17 protein-coding genes are annotated in these 24015 nt (G+C 32.4%); 3 read left to right on the top strand and 14 right to left on the bottom strand.

Translation table 11 applies throughout. The features are described from left to right. Nucleotides 1-15 precede the first annotated feature (15 nt). Both PQ463_RS23290 and PQ463_RS23295 read right to left on the bottom strand, forming a co-directional pair. On the bottom strand, nucleotides 16-7434 hold the full coding sequence (locus PQ463_RS23290; protein WP_274255705.1) for a hypothetical protein: 7419 nt from the start codon (nucleotides 7432-7434) through the stop codon (nucleotides 16-18). A 469-nt stretch (nucleotides 7435-7903) separates the two neighbouring features. After that, complete coding sequence (locus PQ463_RS23295; protein WP_274255706.1) at nucleotides 7904-9382, bottom strand: hypothetical protein; 1479 nt, start codon at nucleotides 9380-9382, stop codon at nucleotides 7904-7906. Nucleotides 9383-10005: 623 nt separating this feature from the next. On the opposite strand from PQ463_RS23295, the gene PQ463_RS23300 reads away from it, so the two are divergent. Next, nucleotides 10006-10746, top strand: coding sequence for a leucine-rich repeat domain-containing protein (locus PQ463_RS23300; RefSeq protein ID WP_274255707.1), 741 nt, complete (start codon nucleotides 10006-10008; stop codon nucleotides 10744-10746). A 295-nt stretch (nucleotides 10747-11041) separates the two neighbouring features. Here the strand turns inward: PQ463_RS23300 and PQ463_RS23305 are convergent, their stop codons facing one another. The 12 genes from PQ463_RS23305 to PQ463_RS23360 all read right to left on the bottom strand — a co-directional run bounded on the left by PQ463_RS23305 (nucleotide 11042) and on the right by PQ463_RS23360 (nucleotide 21674). Beyond that, complete coding sequence (locus PQ463_RS23305; RefSeq protein WP_274255708.1) at nucleotides 11042-11590, bottom strand: REP-associated tyrosine transposase; 549 nt, start codon at nucleotides 11588-11590, stop codon at nucleotides 11042-11044. Between the two features lie 93 nt (nucleotides 11591-11683). Continuing rightward, nucleotides 11684-12175 (bottom strand): hypothetical protein, encoded by a 492-nt coding sequence (locus tag PQ463_RS23310; RefSeq protein ID WP_274255709.1) that lies wholly within the window; start codon nucleotides 12173-12175, stop codon nucleotides 11684-11686. Between the two features lie 2 nt (nucleotides 12176-12177). Next, on the bottom strand, nucleotides 12178-15564 hold the full coding sequence (locus PQ463_RS23315; protein ID WP_274255710.1) for a hypothetical protein: 3387 nt from the start codon (nucleotides 15562-15564) through the stop codon (nucleotides 12178-12180). Beyond that, nucleotides 15564-17759: a hypothetical protein gene (locus PQ463_RS23320; protein ID WP_274255711.1), complete on the bottom strand. Its 2196-nt coding sequence runs from the start codon at nucleotides 17757-17759 to the stop codon at nucleotides 15564-15566. Before PQ463_RS23320 ends, PQ463_RS23315 begins: the two co-directional genes overlap by 1 nt. Nucleotides 17760-17975: 216 nt before the next feature. Continuing rightward, nucleotides 17976-18476 carry a hypothetical protein gene (locus PQ463_RS23325; protein WP_274255712.1) on the bottom strand — a complete coding sequence of 167 codons (501 nt, stop codon included), beginning with the start codon at nucleotides 18474-18476 and terminating at the stop codon, nucleotides 17976-17978. Nucleotides 18477-18504: 28 nt separating this feature from the next. After that, nucleotides 18505-18957 carry a CHAP domain-containing protein gene (locus tag PQ463_RS23330; RefSeq protein WP_274255713.1) on the bottom strand — a complete coding sequence of 151 codons (453 nt, stop codon included), beginning with the start codon at nucleotides 18955-18957 and terminating at the stop codon, nucleotides 18505-18507. Further along, nucleotides 18954-19241: a cell wall anchor protein gene (locus tag PQ463_RS23335; RefSeq protein ID WP_274255714.1), complete on the bottom strand. Its 288-nt coding sequence runs from the start codon at nucleotides 19239-19241 to the stop codon at nucleotides 18954-18956. The genes PQ463_RS23330 and PQ463_RS23335 overlap by 4 nt, the downstream gene beginning before the upstream one ends. 320 nt (nucleotides 19242-19561) lie before the next feature. Next, nucleotides 19562-19807, bottom strand: a complete 246-nt coding sequence (locus PQ463_RS23340) for a hypothetical protein (protein ID WP_057119678.1) — start codon at nucleotides 19805-19807, stop codon at nucleotides 19562-19564. 409 nt (nucleotides 19808-20216) lie between these two features. Then, nucleotides 20217-20417 carry a hypothetical protein gene (locus tag PQ463_RS23345; protein ID WP_274255716.1) on the bottom strand — a complete coding sequence of 67 codons (201 nt, stop codon included), beginning with the start codon at nucleotides 20415-20417 and terminating at the stop codon, nucleotides 20217-20219. A gap of 122 nt (nucleotides 20418-20539) precedes the next feature. After that, nucleotides 20540-21256, bottom strand: a complete 717-nt coding sequence (locus PQ463_RS23350) for a DUF3164 family protein (protein WP_274255717.1) — start codon at nucleotides 21254-21256, stop codon at nucleotides 20540-20542. A gap of 12 nt (nucleotides 21257-21268) precedes the next feature. Further along, nucleotides 21269-21544 (bottom strand): hypothetical protein, encoded by a 276-nt coding sequence (locus PQ463_RS23355; protein WP_274255718.1) that lies wholly within the window; start codon nucleotides 21542-21544, stop codon nucleotides 21269-21271. Next, a complete protein-coding gene (locus tag PQ463_RS23360) occupies nucleotides 21537-21674 on the bottom strand; it encodes a hypothetical protein (RefSeq protein ID WP_274255719.1) in 138 nt (45 codons plus the stop codon). The genes PQ463_RS23355 and PQ463_RS23360 overlap by 8 nt, the downstream gene beginning before the upstream one ends. A 300-nt stretch (nucleotides 21675-21974) precedes the next feature. On the opposite strand from PQ463_RS23360, the gene PQ463_RS23365 reads away from it, so the two are divergent. Then, nucleotides 21975-22658 (top strand): S24 family peptidase, encoded by a 684-nt coding sequence (locus tag PQ463_RS23365; RefSeq protein WP_274255720.1) that lies wholly within the window; start codon nucleotides 21975-21977, stop codon nucleotides 22656-22658. 331 nt (nucleotides 22659-22989) lie between these two features. Then, nucleotides 22990-24000, top strand: a complete 1011-nt coding sequence (locus PQ463_RS23370; RefSeq protein WP_111423960.1) for a LacI family DNA-binding transcriptional regulator — start codon at nucleotides 22990-22992, stop codon at nucleotides 23998-24000. Nucleotides 24001-24015: the final 15 nt, after the last annotated feature.

Genomic DNA, 24015 nt, shown 5'->3' on the forward strand with positions numbered 1-24015 from the left:
TTTTTTCTTATTTTTTTAAAGATTTGTATTGTATAATGGCAGTATCTGCGTATCAATTGTGTTTGTTAAAGGACCACTTCCTTCGTTATTCCACATTTTGTATTTAAACCTGATTTTCAAGTTTTCTATTCCAGAAATGATTTTGCTGCTATGCATGATCAAAGCTTGCGAGTAATCTTTTGAATGCAGTACACTGTATCCAGATATTGGATTTCCTAGTTCATCTAAAACAGAAATAGTATCTTGAATTTCTTCTAAAGGTATTTTAGGAATATTAAAAGGCTCTGGGTTTCGAACTAAAAGCGCTATCGTCGCTCCAGTATTCGTGTCAATAATTCTATTCACCTCGGTACCCTGAGCAGGATCAAGAGGAGAGAGTTTTAAGATTCCTTCGGTCGCACGATCAAATAAATGTTGATATTTTGTAGCCATTGAATCGCTCAATGCATTTGTAGCAGTATCAGTTTTAGGAGCGATTAAATAATGCAAAGCATCAATACGTTCCTGATCAAGATTAACATTCACATCATACAAAGCTTCTTTAGTTTTTTCTTTATCAACAAAATAACTCTGAACTTGTTCTTTAAAATCTTCATAACGCGAAGTCTGGAATCCAAATTGATGAACAAGGATGTTTTTGCTTTCGCTTGAAATTCCTATTTGAGCACCATCAAAAAAGTTATTGACTAAAACAGTATACAGTTTAGAAGGTTTTAAATTGGTTAAAGTTGTTTTGTATTTTAATGATTTTGGTTTTAAAGGATTTCCTAACACAAGAGCGCATCGCGTCTTAGAAGGATCTTCAATAAAATTGTTTAACATTCTAACACCCAATGGAATTCTAGGATCATTATCATCAGTCCATTCTTCGCTATTATCTTTTTCTATCGGTTGTGGATAAGCGATTTCTTCTTGTCCTTCTACCAATGGTTTTATAGGATATTCAATAAGAAGATCAGTTAGCGGATCTTTAATGAAAAGATTAAGTTTTCCTTTAATCTCAGGTCTTTCCGTTTCGTATTCTGCCCAATTTTTAAACATGTGAGAAGTATATGTACTCGTAAAGAATAAAGAAATATCACATTGCTCACTGCCGTAGAATGAAGGTTTAGACTGTAATAAACTTCCATCTGCATTTGGATAAGAACGGTTATAATCCAAATAATTTCTCAATGAAGTGAGCGGAGATTTAGACAATGCTGTCAATTCATTTTTCGCCGGCGGATTTTGAGGATCAATTGCTTCAGGATCCTTAACTGGGAAATGCCCAACTGGTCCAAGGGTTTTAAATCCATAATAATATTTAAATTCTACAGGATTCTTTTTATTATCATCAACCGTATCTGTTAAGGTAAAATCTAAACAGTATGTCGTATTTGGTCTCCAAATTGGCTGTACTGTTGTTTCGACCGCATTTTTCATCGCTTGTAATTGCTCAGCTACGGCAGGAATATCCAAAATCGTTTTATTATGATAATACTCTTCTTTACTAAACCAATCTACTCTCTGAATACAAGTAGTGTAATTAAGTTCTGGATCTTCAGTATTTACTAGATTTGAACAAATAACAGCATCAGTTGTAATTATGTTTGATTTTCTAATACTTCTTCTAAAATCTAATCCGTTGATTAAATCCAGTGCTGAATAATTGACACTTCCGTTTGTTAAAGTTGTTGTGGAATTAGTGACAGAAACTTGTTCGGCAGGATGTAAAGAACAATTATTAAACGTATCGTTAAACAATGAAAAATAAACACCTTTTTCTTTTGGCTTGCTAGAAAGCATCAGAATTTCATTTACAGATGGTTCATTTTGAATATGTATGATTGAAGCATCCGTAACATTTGATTCTCTCTTAATTAATCTTGCTTGGGTCAAAGTTTCATTCAATACAAATAAATAATGCGTATTGTAAGCCACAACTGAATGATCATTTAATGTTTGATTAGATAAATAAATTGCCGAATCAAAAATGTTGTCATTTTTTACTAATGATAGAGTGTCTCCATCAATTTGTGCCAAGGCAAATTTGTCATTCGATAATTTAACAGAAAGCAGCGTTTTATTATTGGCAATTATGGCATCGACAATTTCAACTACATCAGTTGTAGAAATTACTTTTGTATCCGTTACAGAAATTACTTTTGATACATTGTTGACGCCTAAACGAATAACTTTTTTATCCTTAGTAATTAAACTAAATTCATTCTCATTATACTGGAGAACTTTAACTGCTTCTCCGTTAACTTTAGAACGATAAACCACAGTTCTGTCGCTTCCTTTTATCCAACTGATTTGAGTTTCAGTTGATGATGTATTATTAATCCAAAGAAGATCATTATTGGCTAATGGCAATATTTTGTTAAAGCCTAAAGAATAAGTATTTAAATATTGCGTTCCTAGAATCGGATTTAGTTCTTCATCCATTTCAACAATTGCAGTTGCAGCAATAGGAGAGGAGCATCCTATAATAAAGTCAAGATCGATTGTTGCTTCTCCAATTCCTTTGCATTGTTCTGCATTTAAGGCTTGGGTTACTAACAAATGATCATTTACAACCTGCAGAGAAGTTACAATTCCATTGATTAAACGTTCTCCAATAATAGCACCATCAGAATTGACATGTAATAGAATTGTAGTTTTAGGATTCTCTTTTGGATGGAATGTTACTACATACGAATCTTTGAATTTAATTACCTTATCGAAATCATATAAAGCTCTTCCATTATAGCCATAATAATGAGTAAAAGTCAATGCATTTGGATTACTTTCGGCATTAGGATTTTCATTACCAGCATCCAATTTCAGATTGGTCAATTCAGTCATTAACGAATTGTATTTGGTAATTTTTATAGGATCTGTTAGCGTAATTTCAGTTTCTCCACTACGCTCATCGTAAGTATCATCAAATAAAGCTGCAATTTCATTTCTGATTTCTTTAATACGTTTTGCATTTGCTGAAACGGGACTAATTACAATTTTATCTATTTTTTTCTTCTGACCATCAATTTCCTCAGTATATAAGGTTATTGCATTTGAAAATTCCGCTTTCAAGTAAGTTTGTTCTAGAGAAAATTCGTCAGTCTTAGTTTTGCTAAAGCTTACAGGCATATATGATACTAATTTATCGCCATCATTAAATGTGGCAGTATAAGCTGTAATTTTTACTTCTTTTGCCTGAGTGGTAAGCCTTAATTCAGGATCAATAGACGATTCTGGGAAAATGATTTCTAATTCGTTTTCGTTTTTAAAAGTTAAAGATCTACGGTACCCAAAATTATTCTGATCAGCAGTAATGCTCATAAAATCACCACCTTCCATAGTGTAGTTGCCAACAATTAAAGGAAGTTCTCCAATAAGTCTAAAAAACAATTTGTTTATTTTGTCAGCTTCATACTGCATTGGCACATAGTAACGCTTTCCAATTTGTTTGTTAAGGAAATCCATATGCTGTTTTTCAATTTCTGTTGATGAACAGAATAGTTTTGTAGACGTAATTCCTAATTGTTCAGGAACATGCCAGCCTGGTTCTGCCGCACTTAAAAACGAGAACGGGTTTGTTGCTAATACTCGAATAGAATCGTACTGATCAATTGCTTTTTGCCAATGTGCCCAAGGCAAATCTTTAACCTGATTACGAGGCCCTTCTTTATTCTCTACAACAGCTTCAAACGGATTATAATCTACCCAAGCAGAGCCATTCCAAGATTTTAAATTGATCGATTTGATTCCGTATTCATGCTTAACCTGTCGTATTTTTCTACCCGCTTTTGATGTTCCTTCAGGAGGCATCATGTCTGTATAGTTTTTAGGCTCAACCGTATATCCGCCAATTTTTTTGGCTAATTCAGTACTAGGTACTAATCCTTTAGCCGTTTTAATGTCGATATAAGTATCCAAAGGAATTACTGACGTAATAAACTCAGGTCTTGGCGTACCGTCTGGATAAAGTTTGTCTTCATCATAATTTTTTTCACCAGCAGATTTGAAATAATCCAAAGTAAATGCCTGGTTGGTCAACATATGAACCCCTTTAACATTTTCCAATGTTCTGTCATCTTCACCATCACCGACAGTTCCCTTTGGAAGCGGGCTGTATGGCGTACGATCAATAACTCGGTTAATGTCCCATTGCAGTTCAACAGTGAAGTTTTTACGTACCCTTACGAAAGCAATCTTCACACGAACACTCAGTTCTAGTTTGGCATAAATCAAGAAAGGTTTAAATGATTCTACAGAGAATATGGTATCTAAAGCAATTTCGACATTAATAATCCACAGTTTAATCTGAATTCCTCCGCCAGCGCTAATGTAACCACCCATTTGAGGACGTTTGAACGAGATTTTTCCGCCCATCTCCAAATAAGCCCATAATTTAACTTTGGCTGGACCAAAACTCTGCTGTAATTTGAAATCTAATCTTGCTCCAGCTTCGATACCTTGAGCAGAAATCATAATAAAAGATTTTGCTGTAAATAAGGTCAAAACTTCTGCTGTAATTGGATCATTTTTAGAGCCAAGATTTACATACCAAGGCTTCTGATTCTTGAAGAAGAATCCAGCTTCTAATAAGGCATGAAGCTTAATAATTTGTCCGCTGTCTTTAGGAATGCTGAAATCAGCCCCAGCTGCTAATTCTAATGAATCGTCTCCAAAAGCAACCATGGCAAAGAACGGTGGATTACTCGGGTCATCTTCAATCAGTCCTAATCTTGAAGAAATAACATTCAGTCCCGCCTCAATATAAAACAGAGTAGGCAGAGACAATAAAAGCATGGCTCTCAATGACAATACATGTCCGCCATCAGCAACGGTTCCAAAAGTGGCTCCAGCTCCAATAGAGAATGGAGAATTGTACTGCATTGAATCTGGCGGGCCACTGAATTTTTTAATATTGATACCCGGCTTCGGATGTTTGTAATATTTATACCATGAATCGTCTTTTGTTAATCCTACAGCTTCTTTCGTAGCGACATATCTAAATCCTAATAAACCTCTAAAGGCATTAATAGACAAGAATCCAAGCGGAATAGGAACAGGCAATTCAATACTGGCATCAATTAAGAAGGCAGGATATTTAGGCATAAAACGCATGCCAACACTTCCAGAAATTTTCGCTTTTGGCAGTTTTAAACCAACCTCACCAATAAATTCTTTAGATTTTCCAGGCTCAGGAAGCGAAATCATTCCGTGAATAATGGCCATAGCCGAAGCTTCTGTAGCGGTTCCTGGAATAATTAAATCTACTTCAATAGTTTGGATTCTGATAAATGAATCTTTTGGACCTCCATCTGTAGAATAATAATATTTTACTCCTTCACCACGAGCATCAACTCCAAGCGGATTAATACTGATTGCTCCATCAAATCCCCAGAAATTATATTTACGGCCGTTAATTTGGGTTGAACCAAAGTTGATGTTCGTAACCGCCATTTGAACTGGACCTAAATTAACAGAAAGACTAATCGGAATAGGAATTGATCCTCCTTCGACTTCAATATTTCCATCGCTGTACACACGCAGTTTTTCAACCTCAAATCCTTTTCCTTTTAATAAACTTCCCATTAAAGTATCTTGAGGGAAAGAAACATAACAAGAAGTGCCTAAATAGTAATCGTCATCTTGTTTACCAAGTTCGAAACTGTGGAAATCAATATTTACAAGGTCAAAAAGATTTGCTTGCGGTTTATTATCTTTTGGGAATGAAGCAGTAAGGTTAAAATCTCCGTCATCATACAAATGTCCTTCAAGATTAACTTTTAATGGAGTGCCGTTTTTTTCTTTAAGTTTAGGAATTTCTAAAGCTCCTTTGATATTAGAGCTGACAACTTTATTTTGTTTGAAAGTAATATCAAATTTATTGAAGCCTACTTTGAATCCTTTTTTCTCAGAACCAATAGTTTTCCAAAGCGTATTGTCGTAAAGTTCGGTTACAAAGCTTTGATAATCTTTTGCTTCGGTAAAAACATAAGTGGTTGAATCATTAATAGTTGTTAACGATAAAGGATAATCAAATGCATAAGGCAAATTTTTACTGTTCAATTCTTGTAAAAAGACAAGTAAAGATTGGTAATCAGCAATTTCTTTTTTATTAGCCACACCGTTTTCGTCCTTTTCGAACATGGTGATTGGGTAATTAAAATTGAATTTGTCGTTGAAATAACTAAAAGTACCATTTGTACTCGGAACTGTTTCCAGATAAATATTTCCAGAAAGCCCACCTGTACCTATTAATAAATCTGAAGCACCAATTTGTAGTGTTGGAGTTGTGCTTCCTGGAGTTTCAGGAACTTTATTAAACCATTTTGAAGGGAGAGTTACCGAAACAGCGTGAGCATATACTCCAACGAAATCATTTGGACGTCCGTCAGCATCGGCTTCTGAGATATTGGTTTTCTTGCTTAAATCGACTTTTAAAGTGTCTAATTGAAGAAGTAAACCCGTATTGCCAATCATGGCATAATTTGAAGGTGCAAGAGAGCCTCCCATTTCTAATTGATAGCCAATGCCTTCTTCGGTATCAGCATACAATTGCGCTTGACCAAATATAAATATGGATTTTTCAGTGCCATTACCATAATCAGCCCCATTAGAAAGGACAGGTTTTAAGATGTTTCTTGGAAACTCAATACCGGCGCTTAAAGCTAAGGTTGCTTTCGCTTTTGGAGTAATAATTCTTTTAATGTGAGCTTCGATTCCGTCTGGAGCTACAATGTTGTAGAAATCTTGTAATTTTTGTTTGATTTCGTCTAAAGTAAAACCATTTCTAGCAATGTAAATTCCGAAAAGTAATAACGGAATCGATTTGGTAAAAAGAGGATTCGTATTGATTACATCAATAACACTTTGAATAGATTGCTCTACATTTTCTGGAAATTTTAATTCCTGATATGTAGGATCACTGCTAACTTCATCAAATGTATTAATATCAGCTAAAAGCTGTTCATATTTTGTTTTTCCTTCTTGAGCTTCTACAAAAATATTCATCATATGAGCTACAACCTGTTCTTCGCTGATGCGGAAAACCTGAAGTCCTACAGTATAAAAATCCTCCATAGAAAAGGAGAAACTGCTGGCGCTAAATGTTTTTAAGAAAGCCAGAATTTCCCACTGATATTCTAACGTAATGGGAAATGATGATATAGAAGAATCATTGTCTTTTAGATCTGGATTAAGAACCAAACCTAGACCAAAAGGGAGGGGAAGGGCCAATTTTGTACTTGAAACAATATCAAGACTGTAAAAGGCAGAATCACCACGATATCCTTTTGAATATTGTAAATTTTTGTAATGAATTTTATCAAAAATGGAGTTCAAGCCATCTTCGACAAACGATAAGAATTCAGGTAAATCGTCTACAGTAATTATCTCGGACAATCTCGGATAATATCGTGCTGTAGGAATTGGAATCGCAGGAATTGGATTAGTTGGCATATTCTAATTTTGTTTTTGACTTTAATTTTGTTCGTATTCAGAATGATTAAATTGTAGTTAGATCTAACCAATCTTTGGGGTGTAAATGCATAATTTTTTTAGGGATTTTTCTAAGCAGTTGGAACAATTTATTCCCTTAATATTTTTTTCAAAAGACTTTGTTTTTAAGAGGTTTTTATACTCTTTTTTCTTTTGACAGTGTAAAGATGAGCCTAAAAATGGAGCTTAAAAAAGAGCTGCTTAGCGGTTTAACATGAATGTTCTAGGGCTTTACAGAGTTGTAAAGAGAGTGGATATAAATAGGGTAAGTTTGTAGAAAAATGATTAAAGAGCAGGAGATTTAGTATTTTTTAAGTTTTCGATTAAGCTTTAAAATATATTTTTAATAAAGCTCAAAGATTTTTGTCTTTGAGCTTTCATATTTACTTTTAAGAGAATTTCTACCTTCTAGGATTTGAGATTTCCAGTTTTATAATTTTAAGAAAAGAGATGAGAAATTATCAAAAATTGAACGACATTCAGCATTGTTACGATTAATATTTGTAGGATCGTTAAACTCGCAAGAAATCCTATACTCTAAAGATATAGAGGCATTGCTAAATTTTATGTAATTACCGTTTAGTGCTTGTAAATAATATTGATTAAAATTTTCTTGCGAAACATTTCCATAATTATCATAGGCAAGTGATGAAAAACTCAAAGATGATGATGCTGGGTTACCGTTGATTACTGCAAGATTGGTATGTAGGGCTATTTCACAATTTCGAATCGACTGATTTGTTTGTATATCTGTTCTTTTGGAAGAATACAATTTAATGTACTGATTCCCTCCGAATGTGCAATCATTACCCTTTAAAAACACTTCAAAAGTTATTGAGGCAGGTGGTGTAAGGGTTTCGTATGACGAATTTTTTATATGATATTTGTCAAATGTTTTAAAAAGAAAATTTGCAGAATCAGAACTGCCTAAAGCATTTGAAGGCAGCGATACTGTTTTAACACTAGTACTATTGATTGAAGAATTTAGAAAAGCCGTTTGCGTAATTGATGATTTCCATGTTGTAGCGAGAAATTGGTCAATATTAATATCATTTGTGGTTAATAAGCTTGATCTAACTCCGTTATGAGTTTCCCATAATTGACCATTTATATCACGTTCAATTGCTCCATTTTGAGGAACAATTGTTAATACTCCATTAGGAATCACTAGAGGAGCAACAGTTGCAGTACCTGGGGCGGTTGTTACAAAATCATTTAATAATGCAACTGTCCCTGATTTATTTGGAAGATTAACATTGTTATTTTGTGTTGAAGATATAAAACCAAGCTGTGTATAATAACCATTTGAATTAAACATTCTAATAGTATTCCAACCGTATTGAACTTTATATGTACCATATCCAGCACTAGTTAATTGAGCAATTATCATGTCTTCAAGTATTTGTGTTGAATAAATATAATTGCCGGTGCTGTTATTTACTTTTATACCAAGTTTGAAAGTCCAGATTGCAGTTATTGTCTGAGATTGTTTCTTAACCCACTCCCACCAGTTAAACAATTTAGAACGACTAATAACTTTTTTATCTTCAGTTACCGTTGATGCTATTTGGGTTTCTGCATCTGTTGCTAATGATGCAGTAAGCTTTGTGTTTTCTAAAGTTTTTCCCATTTCAGCCGTCAGTGCTTTTGTTGTTCCTCCTGTTGTAAGATCATTCACTAAAGAAGGAGGAGATACATTGACATTATCAATCATATCTTTTAATACCTTTCCTTGTCTGGCATCTAAAGCTTTTCCTTCGGTGGTACAGTCAAGGGCATTGTAACTTTCGACTTGAAGATTGTTTGCATCGCTAAATTCTAATTCACCATTCTGATTTGTTTTTAAAATTTTGTTTGGCTGATTTTTTTCTAAATCCGCCACTCTGATTCTGTTGTGATTTGTACTCATTTTTAATTAATTTTACGGGTTTTTAATAATTTACAGGCTTTTAATCGGGCTTATAGGGGCTTACCGTAATGCATTCAGATAAATGTGTTACTTACAAACAGTTGTTGATTTTGGATGATTGCAAGTAATCTGAATGTTTAAAAATTGTGTTAGTGGCGTCACAATAGGTTTTATTTTACAGAAGTGTAAAACAAAGAAATAAGGTTTGTATTGGCTTAGATATAGCCAATAGTAGGGTAAGGAAACTTATGGTTTTAAGTTTCCAGAGTTTTTAAAATGTATTTTTTTGGAGTTTAAGAGATTTGGTTTTCTCTTTTGATTTTAAAACAACTCAAAGATTTTTTGTCTTTGAGTTGTTATTATTTTTTGTAAATCTATTTTAAGACAAGATAGGTACAAAACAATCTTTGCGGGCACGGATTGCAAATCCGCGCTATCGTTGCTGAGATAAATCTGCACGATCGGGTTTTCTTTTGAAAAAACTTACAAATGTGTTGTTCAAAAATTATTTAATTTATAAACTTGCATACAATAATTGACATTTTAAAGAAATAATGGTAAAAAATACATTTAGAACGCAAAAGAAGAAGACAGTTTTGATAAGGATAATAATCTTTTCTGTAATGCTTACAATTGCAAATATCAGTTATAGCTGTTTTAAAAAAAATGACCCACCTCCAGTATACGCCGAAATACCAGATGCAAATTTTAAAGCTTATTTAAAGACAATAGTTCCATTGGCTTTTACTCCTGATGGTAAATTCATTTCAAATCATTCTTCTGTTGCTTCATATGATGGAGTAATAAGTGTTAGAAGAAAGAATATTACATCTTTATCGGGAATCGAATATTTTACATCTTTGACTACATTGGATTGCTTTGATAATAAAATTTCAACTTTAAATCTGAGTAAAAATAAGGCTTTGACAAAAATTTATTGTATTCATAATAAATTAACGCAACTTGATTTAAGTAAGAATACAAATTTAACAGAATTAAATTGCAGTAATAATCAACTGAAAACTCTTGATCTAAGTAAAAACTATAATTTGACTGATCTTATTTGCTATAATAATTTAATCACAACTCTTAAGTTTGAGAATAATGAAGTTTTGAGGAACATTCACTGTGCCTATAATAAACTTACTATTTTAGATGTAACTAAAAATAAAGCATTAATTGAGCTTAATTGTATCAATAACTTACGTAATACTATTGTTATTATTAACCCTAATAAATTATCGAGACTTTATATAGATAGTTTCATCATATGTAATCATCCTAGTATTAAGATTTTCAAAGACCGAGGCGGTAATTTATTTGGCACTTTTTCTGAAATACTCCCGCCATTTACTTGCCCATAAAACTAGAAAATGATGAGTTATTAGCATTTTTATTTTTTAATTTATTTGTAAATTTTTATTTTTTAGATATTTGTATCTGTTAAATTCTTTTTCGATTTGATCAATATGTTCACTCATAATATTAAATGCGTCAATATTATCATTTGGAAATTGAACAGACATAAAAGATCTGAAATCGTCTCTTACACCCTTTAATGAAAGTATATTCTCGAATTCAGTAAGAACTTTAATTTTGTTTTTTATAGTTTTTGCCCCCTGCTGGCGCGAGCGTCTCGCTCGTGCACACACAGGAAAGTCAATTAATATCAATTTCTAAAACAGTTTGATCGTTATCGCCATAATTTCTAGCAGAGCTGTATTTCCAATCTACAGGATTAGTTACAAAACCAGTTTCGAGAGGGGTATTATGAATATAGTTTAACTTTTGCTCAAAAACTTTTAAAGACCAGATTTCAATAGGTTTGTTATTTTGCTGCCAAAATTGCCTGAATTTTACATTGCTGTTTTTCTTTCCTGCTCTTTCAAACATCCAGAGCATCCATTCTTTTCTGCTTTCTTGCGGATTTTCTTCAATTGCTTTGAGCATTTTTCTAGAAGTAAAACCTTTGAAATCTCGTATTAAGCCAGAAGGATCTCCATTTTCAGATCTGAAAATTAAATGGATGTGGCTTGGCATTATGCAGTAACCATAAATCTCCATTCCTTTATTTTTTCTGCAGTAGTCTAATGATTCTACAATGCTCCCAAAATACTCTTCTCTCGTAAAAACATCTATCCAATATACCGTAGCAAAACTTATAAAGTAAGCTCCAGTTTTATCTCCAAATTTGTATTTTCTGCTCATTTATTATTTTTGAGCTAATGTAAGAAATACTTTGCGTTCACGAGCGGGACGCTCGCGCCAGCGGGGGATAGATCTGCGCGATCGGGTATTCTATTAGTTTACATAAACCATAAACGGTTTACTAAAATCTAAAGAATATTGCAGTATTATTTTTAATCTATTCATGTGATATGCTAAAGATTCACCTTTAGTTTCAAAAAACTCATCCTCAGTAATTCCATTAAATTTTAGAAACCCAGCATTACTATAATATAGTTTTATGAAATTTGATTTCCCACCATATTTCAATAAGATATCTTTTGTTTCGTTGTTTAAAGAAGGAATTAAAATGTCTTCAATAAATTCAATTGCTTCTGTTATTTCTGAGATTTGAAAGTGTGCAATATCATCATCAGATGTAAAATTGTCTTCAGGTAAATCATATTCAACTCTATATTTCCATTCTGAAATAGTAGCTTCAAACAATTTTTTTGCCTTTAAAGAATTTATTAATGTAGCATAATACATACATAATGAAAATGTGCCAAAATCGAAATGCTCTACAGTACCGTTGTATTCAAAATATATTGCTCTCGTTTTTCTCATGATTAAAATTTATTTTTTATTGATTGATATGAGCTCTCTATTAATATTTCTTTAGTGGTATTAAGAGTCTCTGGATGTATTTTTTGAAAATTTTCTATTGGATCATAAGATGACTTGATTTTTAATTTAAATATTGAAGGGGAAACGATCATCTCTTTTCCAGTTTTTAGATCCGTATAAATGATTTTGGCTTTTATAGCATTGTTTTTAATTTCATCTGACAAAGTAAATAAAGGATTGTTTAATATATAGTTTTTCATTTCCAAACCGTCATCAGGTAAGTTTTTCATTAATGTTAACTTATTGTTATCAGTGTCGAAACTGTGTCTTCTTTTTGCTAGTTTCATACTAATAATATTTTCAATTTTATCTGTACTATTGTTTATTAATAAGCCATCGATCTCCTGAATCATACCGCTTATTCTAACATCCTTTTTATTATAGAATGCAATATCAACGCTTAAATATACATTTTCATCAGGATTTATTTTTGCTTTTAAGTAATTTTCACTTGGTATTTCAACTAATTGACCATTAGACCATCTACCTCCATCATTTAAAAATTTTTCAGCTCGAGATTTTTTACTTAAATCTGTAAACCAATCATTATAACCTCCAGTGCTTTCGAGGGCTATGGCTTTTGCTTCTTCTAAATGTGGTTGTAATTTGTTAATTGTTACATTATCAAAATCATTTATCAACCAAAAATCTTTATTATTTTTCAGCAGTAATTTTTTTGCAGCATCAACAGCAAGATATTCGGGTATTTTTTTTTGGTTGTTAACAAGCACATCAAAAAAGATGCCTTCTTCGTTTCCAAGATTATCCATAAATGATAATCTGTTGTTAATTCTAGCCCTTTCTAAATACCATCTTGCAGAATCTTCACTATAATAATTTTTATATGCTTTAGTTCTGGCTGTACTTGAAACAACTGATATTTCATTTCTTTCTAATACATCAAGTTGTTTTAGCTCTTCCCAGTTATCAAGTGTACTAGTTTTATTTAAAGAATTCCAAAATTTAGCTTCCGAATTTTCTATTTCACCAAAATCTCTATAGAAAGCTCGTTTAAGGTCATCACTATAGCTTGTATATCGAGTAATTATAACATTAGTTGCTTCAAGTTGAGGTAAAGTTGATAATTTTGTTTCAAAAGAAATTACTTCGTTAACCTTATCTCCAAGAAGTGTTTGCATTACCGATTTTACTTCAGCAGGCATACCAATTGTTCCTGCGGCATCAATCAGAGCATATTCTGCTGCAGTAACTGCTTTATATCTACAATAAATAGTTCCTCCACCAGAAACCAAAGCTATATATAAGAATGCTTTATTAGTATTTTCTCTAGCTTTTCTTTGTTCTTCGGTTGGCAATTGTACAGCATTGTATTGACCAAGTGCATAAATTGTTGAAGCATAAATTGAAGTTGTAAATGAACCTGCTTCAAGACCTGTCCATACCAATACCTCTTCGGTTGCAACTAATTCACCACTAAGAGCGGCACGAATTTTTGTAATATGTTTTAAATATTGTAAATTTTTTAATTGGGTAATACCTCCAAAAGTAAAAAATAATACTACCTCTATTCCAATAGTTACCGCTAATGCTATTTTTGCATCAATTTTTAAAATTCTTTTAAAATCGTCAGAATAATAAAATAAAAAAGCGGGTATAGGCTGGTCATTTGGTAAGATAGTTCTATCATCAGTCTGATGACCAATTAATGTTAACGATTGATATAAATGGTAAGTGTAAGGAATTGTTTCATTTTTATCTAAGTTTTGAGCATCAGCTAAATAATGACCGTCAGTACTTAAGTATAAATTGGTAGTGGCAATTTTTTTATTGATAGTCACAAGTTCCTTTTTTAATGTTTTGTCAGTTTGATAATTTACCCAAGTATTGGTTTGAAGTTGCATTTCAGGATCTCCGGAATTAACTGACGAAATTCTGCCACATTCTAAAACAACCGATTTTAAATGACCATTTTCTTTTTTATAGAAATTAATCCCATCATTAAAAAAGAAAGACTCCGTATTAATTTCTTTGGAAGAATTTACCAAATTATATTTAGATACTTTCCATAATTGATAAACAGCATATACAAAACCCATTCTATTTGTTTTTTCATCTGCAATCCAACTCGCAACTGGTATTCTTTCAATTCTGGCATCATCAAGCATATGAAACAGATAATCAAAATTTGTATTTACACCATTCTCTATTTTTAGGAGAAAGTCTAGAAAATCATTGGCTTGATTCTGTGCTACAGATAAAACTAACCTTACTATAAATTGCTCTTCAGTTTCTGTAATATTTCTTGTTTTAATAAAAAGTAATAGTGTTTTTTTTATAATTTCAATTGGTAACGCAGAAAGAGCATTAATCGGAAGTATTTCTAGTAAATGTTCATATTTTATTTGTTGTGGAAATGTTGATAATGTATGAGGCATTTTATAAGTTTTATTATAAAAACTTACTAAGCCAAGATAATAATATTCAAAATCAGAATACGATGATTGCTCATTAAAGAATGGTTCTAAAATACTTTGATGAGGTAAATTTGAATTTGGATCATAGTAATACCCCCAACTTTTCTTTAAAAGAAATATCATTTTTTCTAGATCAGACAAACCATTTAAATCTATATCACTACTATTAGCAGCTCCTTCTAAAATAAGATCAGAATCTTCGTCATTTAATAGCATTGGAAAAATATCTTCAACAATTTCTCGTATTTTAAAAATAATTAAAATAACTATCTTCTTTAATTTTCTTTTATCGGCATCATTAGAATATTGATTGATGTAATTTCCAAGATTTTTATTATAAAAATGATAACCAAATCTGTTTGCCGGAGTTAATGGAACCGAAATAGTTTGTGATGTGAATTTATTAGGTAATCTAAGTATATAATCAATTTTTTCTATTCCTTCAGTTGTTGATTCAGAATAACTTCTGATTCCTTTATTGTCTAATGTACTTTCAATTTTAAATTCATATTTTTTTCGGTCATAAAAGAAATCATAAGGAGCATTAAAATTGGTAACACCAACAGAAATAGAATCTCCTGATCTTGCAAGATATTTGTCAAAATTAAATTTATACTTAAAAATCATGTCTCGACCTAAAGGAATATCCGGTCCTGTGTTTTCAATATATTTAAGAAATTGAGTTTCGTCATAATATGCATCAATTAAATCAGATCTTTTTTTGTCATTTGTTTTAAACTCTGCTTTAAAATAAAAACGATAATTAATAGAATTACTTAGTGTATTTTCTTTGAATGTAAATCCAATTAAAAAACCTTCAATATCAAATTCTAACTTGCTGAACTTCTCACTTAATTTTACAGGTATTCCTGATTTATATAAAAGTACTACCATTATTCAAGATCTTTATTTATTATTAAATATGTGCTTTGTAATTCTTGTTGAGGCATATACTCACTATATCCCTTACTAAAATGATATCTCCTATCAAGCGAGTAAACAAAAACAGCATTGGTAGGTTCTTCTAGTTTATTATTGCCTTCAGTATTCTCTGCAACGACCCCAACTCTATATTTTTGATATTTAATATCTTCAGGCGAAATCAATTCGTTTTCATCCTCAAAAAGATCAATCAAAAACAGTCGAGGATTTTTCATATCACTAGAAATCAAACCTTGTATAGTTTCATTTTCGGTTTTGGTTAACCCCAAAATAATTTTGTTGGGGGTAGAGCCATCTAGCGTTTTTAGTTCTAGCCCAGTAATAGTTTGTGTGCTGTCTGTAAACAGTTTTAAATTGTAATAGTAAGGATCAGGTAGCTGATACGTTTTACTTTTAGTTACTGCACCGCTGGCAGAAGCTGTTGTTTTGGTATCAGGAGTAGTACTTCCAGTTGCAGAAACAGCATTATTCATAACGTCTGCTGCTTCTGTAAGATAGGTTACACGCTCAACAAAAGGTTTTTCTTCAATTCCGGTTTCAATGATATCGTTAACCGTTACCGTTTGTGCAATAGAAATTCCCTGTTGTTTTTTATCATAAAACTCATTAATGAGATTCAGTTTTTCAGAAGTCATTCTAGAATAACCATCATCGCTGCCTAATTTTAGTAATGGTTGCGCTTTAATTAAATTAAAAACATCATCAAAAAAGTTGGCAACACCATTTACGGCTATAGGATTTCCGTTCTCGTCTTCTTCCTCACGAATTTGATAAGTATTCATTTTTCCTTGATAAATCAAAAGACTTAATGCAGCAATATTTTTGCCTGCCACTGCAGGAGTTGTTAATTGTATTGTTGAGGTTAATTCACTATAGTTTCCTTCTTCATCTGGAGGCAATCGTAGTCCATCGGCATTAATAAAATTGTCTTTTTGTGCATTGGCAACTTTGGCAAGCTGTCCGCAAAAAGCAGTGTTGTTATTGTTGTCTGTCGGAAATTGCAGGTACAGGTTATTTGTTGTAATCGTATTAGCCTGTTCTTGGTTGTTAATTAAAACCGGCCATCCTTTAGTACCGTAAATTTCCGCTGTCATTGGAACTTCTTTGGTTGCAGGATTTTCTAATAATCCTGTTTTTAGGTTTTCAGAACCTGCTCCAATTTTATAATTTTTGTAAAAATCGTAACTGCGTGTACGGTCACTCTGAATATAAACATACCAATTGTTTTTCGTCCAAAACTTATTAAGCAAATCAGTGAAAATAGTCGTTCCTTTTTTCTCGGTTTGAACTCCAGAAGCAGTTGCTGTAACAACTCCATTTTCAACATGCGATCCATAAAAAGCAGCGATATCAATAAATTGAGTGCTTTGTTCACGTTGTAATTTTTTAATGAAATCTGTTGAGCCATTTACTGTAATTTCTGCAAAAGCTTTGCGCGCATATGCTAAATCAAAAACAAACTCAGTATTGTCAAAATCATGTTTGTAATCGCCGTAATTTAGAACAACATCAATTCCGCATAGACCTTCAGCAAAGTTTCCTAACGATTTTCCAATATCAATTAGAGGCAATTCGAAATCGTCTTTCTCATCAAAAGTATCGCCAGCTGCAACAAATTTTGACTCTTTAAAGAAGAAGTCAGAAAGAGAAATTGATAAAGTTCCATTGGTATCATCATCAACTTTTTCCTTTTCATAGCCAATAAATTTAGCTGTAAAAGGAGGAACAGGAATAGGCGTGACAGTTTCGCCCTCTTTTTTTACACGTCCTTTATGAAAAGCATCAAAATCGTCATTTATCTTATTAATAAAGTCAGAAGTTGAACTGTTTTTAGCAATAATTAATGGCTCGGTATCAGTAGTGAAAAAATCACTTTTCTGTAAACCTCTGTAAACAAAATATTTGATATTAAGTCCAGGAAAAGGCTGGGTGTAAGGACGAAGAATTAGATTGACTTTATTAGGATCGCCGGTTTGAGGCTGAACCAAGACGACTCCTTTGCAGATCGCAAAGGCTTTTTTGGGTGCGTCTAAAGAAAATCTAGAAGTCAGGTTAAAAACAGTTTCAGATTGAGGTCCAAAGCCCTGACCTGACAACTGCGCGGGAAAACCTCCCGACTCTATAAAAAAATGGGATTTTGCGGACATATTTTAAGTGTTATTTGTTCGTTGGTATAATTGTTTAACACATAGAAACATAGATTCAGAGTGATCTAAAAAGGCGTTTCACTTGTTTTCAAGCAATCATTAACTATGTGGAAGAAATCTATTTCTCTTTGGTATTCTTTAATTTTTCTAGAGAAACTATGTTTCTATGTGTTAAAAAAATAAGTCATTTCTAATGGGGAATTAGTAATGAAATTTTTATCTAAACCATTCGGGTTTATAGATTTTGTAGATGAATCTTCCAAGTAAAAAAAGAAGAATAATAAGCAGCAATCTTCCTAGCCAGATTTGGACTTTCTGCCAAAAAGTGAGATAGTTGGTAAACTCAGTAATTGTAATCGTTTTTTCTTGGACATTTTTAACTTGTTTCGATTTCCAATGTGCATAGAGTTCTTGTTCTTTCAGTTGGCAGTCTACTTGAAGTTTATTGTTATCAAGACGAACCTTTGGGCTTTTTAATGTACGCCCTGGTTCGGCCTGAATAACATTTTTAAGAACTACTTTTCCGTTAAGGCATTCTAATAATGCATTGTACGAACTACTGTCTTTTGCGATTTTAAAGGTGGTATCGTGTAAAGTTTCGGTAATAGTAATCGTCTGGGTTTTGTTTTCATTTTGCACCGGTTTCGGACTTCGGCATGAAATCATGATCAGGATAATGAAAAGAGAAAAAATTAGACATTTTAGTTTTTTAGTCATAAGTAAATTGGGTTTATAAGTTTTGGTTTTAGAGTCTTAAAAAGCCTTTAATGCTTTTTATATCGCGTTTTCTTCTGGCTACTTTATAGCCTTCTCGACCTCCAGAATCGTTGGTGTTTCCTTCAATGGTATAAATTGTATTTCCGGTAATCTTCTCGACAAATCCGGCGTGACCAGTACCGTTATTAAAATCCATAATGAAAACATCTCCAGGCTGAGGTGTTTTTTTTACCAAAAGCGGTCTAGAATTGTATTGATCTAAAACACCTCCCGTTTTCTTTAAAGGATTTTTTTCATTAATCTGAAGAGAAGCTTTCTGTGCGCACCAGTAAATAAAAGCCATGCACCAGGCATATCCTTTACCAAGTCCGACGCTTCTTAAATAAATTTCGACTTCTGGTCCTGCGTTACTGTTTCTTGGCATTTCTTCGACACCAATCTGTGCCGTAGCAATTTCGATAGTTTTTTGAGCTAGTGTCATGAGCTTTTTCCGTTTAATTGTTTAAATTTTTGTAATTCGTCAACCAGTTGCTGGTTGATCAGCATGAGTTCTTTGTGCTGTGTTTCCATTTTTTTGATCGTTTCGGTAGCTGCGGTAAGTCGTGCGGTAATATCGTCTAGAAGATCACGGTAATATTTTACGGCGCTTACGGCATTGTCAAGTTCGGCTGCGCGGTCTTCTGCGAGTGATTTTCGCATAGAGAAAAACCAGGTAATAAAAGCGGCAAAAAATGCGGTTAGAGTGGGGTATAAAAACTGCTCCATTGAATGTGTTTAAAGTTGAATGTTGGGTTTAAAAATTGTTTTTTGAAAGACAACTTGAGAGTTGTTTTGGAAAGGAAGTCTATCTGGTTTTTTTTCCAGTTTCGTGGCTTATTTGTTTCCTTTTGAGATTGCAAAGATTGGGTAAAAAAAGCCCTAAATAAAATGGATGCAAGGTCTGCGAACATTTGTATTCTAGGGCTTTACAGAGTTGTAAGGAAAGCGAACAGAAGTCGATTTAGATGATGTAAATGTTACATCTTTGCATCACAAAAAGGATGCTTTTGAAGATAAAAAAAGAATGATTTTTTCTTTTATATGTATTAAGAAGACCTTTCCTGATTGCTCATAAGTTCTTCGATTTTTTTTAGTTCAGAAGTGATAGGTGTACAAAGAATTTCATACAAAGTAGTTCTGGAAATCGGATAAACCGGATAGACGTATTTACGCCAAACAACAGTAGTTGGAATGTCTTCCGTCTTATGTTTTTGATACAGCTCTTTAATGAGTTTGTAACGCATTAATTTATTTTTTTGAATTCCGAGACTTCTGTTTGAAGATATAGGCATGAGAGATAATATTTTGAATGATAGAAAAAAGAAAATTTTAAGAAGAACGAAGTTTGAAAAAGAGTTAATAGTTTAAATTATAAACAACATCATATTTAAGACAGCCAAACCATTTGATCATATTCAATAAATGGTTTTTACTTCCCGATGCCATTTTTATATTGAACCTCGTTCTGAGGTTGTATTTGTTAAATATTTATTTAACAATTTAGGTCAGCAAACTCCGCATGACAATCCTGTTTCCAAAACCTTTTTAGGTTTGGATTCCAATAGAAAGAATGAGTTTTGGCTGTTTATTATAAGGGCAGAAATCGCCCGTTTGTCGGTTCCTGATTCTCTTCAGAAAGAAGAAGAAACAGGAACCATTTTTATTTACCTGCTTTTTTGGCTGCAGGTTGAGAGGTCGTTTTTAGCCTTTGTAGGTGGTTGCTGTGTGTTTTTTGAATCTCGGATTTTTGATCACAATACTTTCGTACCGATTAAAAGCCAGTCGTTCTTTTTGGGATAAGTCATGGATGCAATTCCAGTTTCCGAGTCTGTCTTTAAAGATCGTATGTTCGTTTACTTGGTAGCTTTCATGATCTGTAATTGGCTTTATTTTTACGCTCATTCAGGTATTGTTTAAAAGTTGTTTTTAATTTGAAATAAAACCATTCTCTAAATAAAAGGATGGGTTTTAAATTGGTTATGATTAACAGAATCGTTAACAACAGTGATGAATAAATGTCGTGATTAAGCTGCATGATTTTGTTTGTTTTGCTGGTTAAAGAAATCAAAAGCATAGCCTTGTAAAAAATCTACAGAAGACATCGACAGCGGAATATTGGTTCTTACACCATTTTCATCAATTCGGCATGCCTCAATAAACCAGCTAGAACGTACAGGTTTAAATGCTGAAGCAATAATCTCTACACCATCTGTAAACTCTTCATTATTAAACTCCTTTGTGAGTTTTTGAAGTTCCAAAACTCGAGATCCTTTTAGATTTCCTTTGGCATCTTTTTTTAATAAATTGAAAACAATTTTAACCAACGAAGCCGTTTCTTTACTGGTAGAAAGTGACGAAATATAGTTTTGGACTTTTTCAATACCAATAGTTACGGTGTCGTCCCAGCCTTCATTAATGCGATAACCGATCGTGATTTCTTCTTTATCATTAGAAAAAGTATGCGACATTTGTTTCTCTTTAAAACCATACACCTGATTTTTTAAATCCAGAATAGTTTCAAACAGCCTGAAAGTTTCCGTTTTGGCATTTTGCATCATTTCAGAAGTTTGCTGTAATCTAGAAAGTGCTTTTGGAATCGTTTCGGCAACTAGTTTTTTATAAGCATCTCTTTCTTCATTTTTCTTGTTTTCAACTCGCTGAAGTGCTTCTTTTAATTGTTGCGCAGAAAATTGGGTTAAATCCATAACAGGTTTAAAATGGTTTGCAGTTGTAGTGTTCATAATAATTGGCTTTTAGTACATTAATATTTCTTCTTTAAATGGATCGGCATAATAAGGTTTGAAATTGTGGTGTAAAGCAAGTTTCGAAACCTCTTTTATTTTATTTTCAATAGTTGATGAAACAGGACGAGGAGAAGCTGCTTCATTATCAAGAATATGCATCCATTGAAAACGTTCCTGATTAATGCAGATTCTTTCTCCAGCTGTAAAAGTTTTGCTTCTTTCTGAACAATATTGAAGTGCCAGATATAATAATGCGATACGATCTTCGATTTGTGTTTTATTCATAATTTTTCTCTAATTGATTTTTTAATTTATTGATATCAGATTCGATTAAACTTCTTTCAGAACTGTTTGGATTTTCGATCAGCCAATTTTCCAGTTCCCTAATTTTTTCTTTGATTTTACTTGCTTCCATATTTTATTGATTTGAGTAAGAAATTAATAGTTTTTTTTATTGATTAATATTACACTTAATTCGTAGTTTAATTCCTATTGCTCGTAGTAGGCTTTTTTATGTTTTAAAGTTGTTTGATTGTTTTGTAATTTATTTTTAATCAATATATTGAGTGGTGTTTGTGATTTTGTTGTTCTTTATGTGATGCGAAAATTTGTTAACATTTCTGTTGTTTTTGAAATTTATTTTTCTTTACTTTGCAAATATAATGTAAAATAATACATTAAAACAAATTTTTAACGTAAAAAAATACGTCTTTTTATGGGGTCAACTGAAAGAATGCGCGAATACCTTGATTATAAAGGGATAACCAAATATAAGTTCTGTAATGATTTAGGCTTTTCTAATAAATTTTTAGATAATAGCAGTAATATGGGAACAGACAAAGCGTGTAAAATTTTACATCACTATCCGGAAATAAATTCGGAGTGGCTTTTGACGGGAAATGGGCCTATGATTAAGGAGGATAATACGAGTGTGGTGATTATGAGTAATGATAGAAAAACGGTTGATTCTATTCATATGAATCAGGAAATACCTTTGTATGATTTGGAAGCTGTTGCCGGATTAAGAGAGTTATTTAATAGCGGCGAACCACAAAGGGTTTTGGATACTATAAAAATTCCGAATCTGCCAAAATGTGATGGAGCAATTTCGGTTACAGGAGATAGTATGTATCCGTTGCTGAAATCGGGAGATATTGTTTTGTATAAAGAAACAGAATTCGAGAATATCTTTTTTGGAGAAATGTATCTTTTGAGTGTAAAACTAAATGATTGGGAAGAATACATTACAGTAAAATATGTTCAAAAATCTGATCAAGGTACGGAGTATGTGAAATTGGTAAGTCAGAATTCGCATCATCAGCCAAAAGATATTCATATTTCAAAAATATCAGCTTTAGCACTTATAAAAGCTAGTATCAGGATTAATACCATGATGTAAACTGTTTTGATTTTAAAAAAAAAAAGCCTTTAAATTTGATGTTTAAAGGCTTTTTTTTAGATTTCTTTTGAATTTTTTCTTCTGAAAACGAGATTGAAAGTCAATAATAAATATGCAAAAATTCGATAAAAACTAAGCAAAAACCGCAAAATTCACATTAAAAGTCAAAATGACAATAACTTATTAAAATCTAGTATTTGCTGAATTTTTCATTTTATTTTGGCGTTAAAAAAGAGATTTATTGAAAAAAAATTTTACTAAAACGTTTTTGTAAGCTGTAGTTGCATATATTTGCGATGTACTAAGTATTCAAAAATAAATTTGTTGCCAGATGAAAAAGATTACAATTAGAGATATTGCTAAACAGGCAGAAGTTTCTATTTCTACTGTGTCTTTTGTTATCAACGGAAAAGGCGAAAAAATGGCTATTAGTCCAACTGTAATCAAAAAGGTACAAGATGTAGCGCAAAAACTGCAATATAAACCAAGCATGATTGCGAGCAGTTTGAGAACAGGCAAAACAAGATCAATCGGACTTATTGTAGAAGATATCTCCAATCAGTTTTTTGCAGATTTGGCTAGAGTTATAGAAGACGAAGCAAAAAATATAGATTACAGAGTTTTTTACTGTAGTACAGGTGATGATAATAATCGTTCAGAAGAATTGGTGCAAAGTCTTTTACAAGCAAATGTTGAAGGGTTTATTATTACACCAACTCGAAATTTGGAGAAAACAATTGGCCAGCTTTTAAAACTTCAAAAGCCAGTGGTTTTAATTGACCGATATTTTGCCAATCAAAAAGTAAGTCACGTTCTAATGGATAATTATGAAGGATCTTACTCCGCAACTAAATTTTTAATCGGCAAAGGAAAAAAGAATATTGCCGTTGTGAATAATGAATCTGGAATGATTCAGATGAAATTAAGAGAGAAAGGATATGTAGATGCGTTAAAAGAAGAAGGAATTTATAACGAAAATTACACGCTTCATCTAGATTATCATATAAGTGAACAAAGCAGAATTGATGCGATAGTAAATTTCTTTAAGAAAAATAAAGAGATAGATGCGGTTCTTTTTTCAGCCAACTATCTCGGGCTTGCAGGACTCCAGGCTTTCAGGACTTTGAAATATAAAATTCCCGAAGACGTTTCTGTTATAAGCTTTGATGATCATGACAGCTTCAAATTGCATACACCTACAATTTCAGTCATCGCACAGCCCATTGAAGAAATTGCTGTCAAATCGATACAGCTGCTAATGAGTCAGATGACAAACTTTGAAGATTTCAAAATTGAAAAAGTTCTCAAGAGAGGAACTTTAATTGTCAGGGAATCAGTTTAAAAATTGAATTAAAAA

It is taken from the genome of Flavobacterium sp. KACC 22763 (assembly GCF_028736155.1).
Lineage (GTDB): Bacteria > Bacteroidota > Bacteroidia > Flavobacteriales > Flavobacteriaceae > Flavobacterium.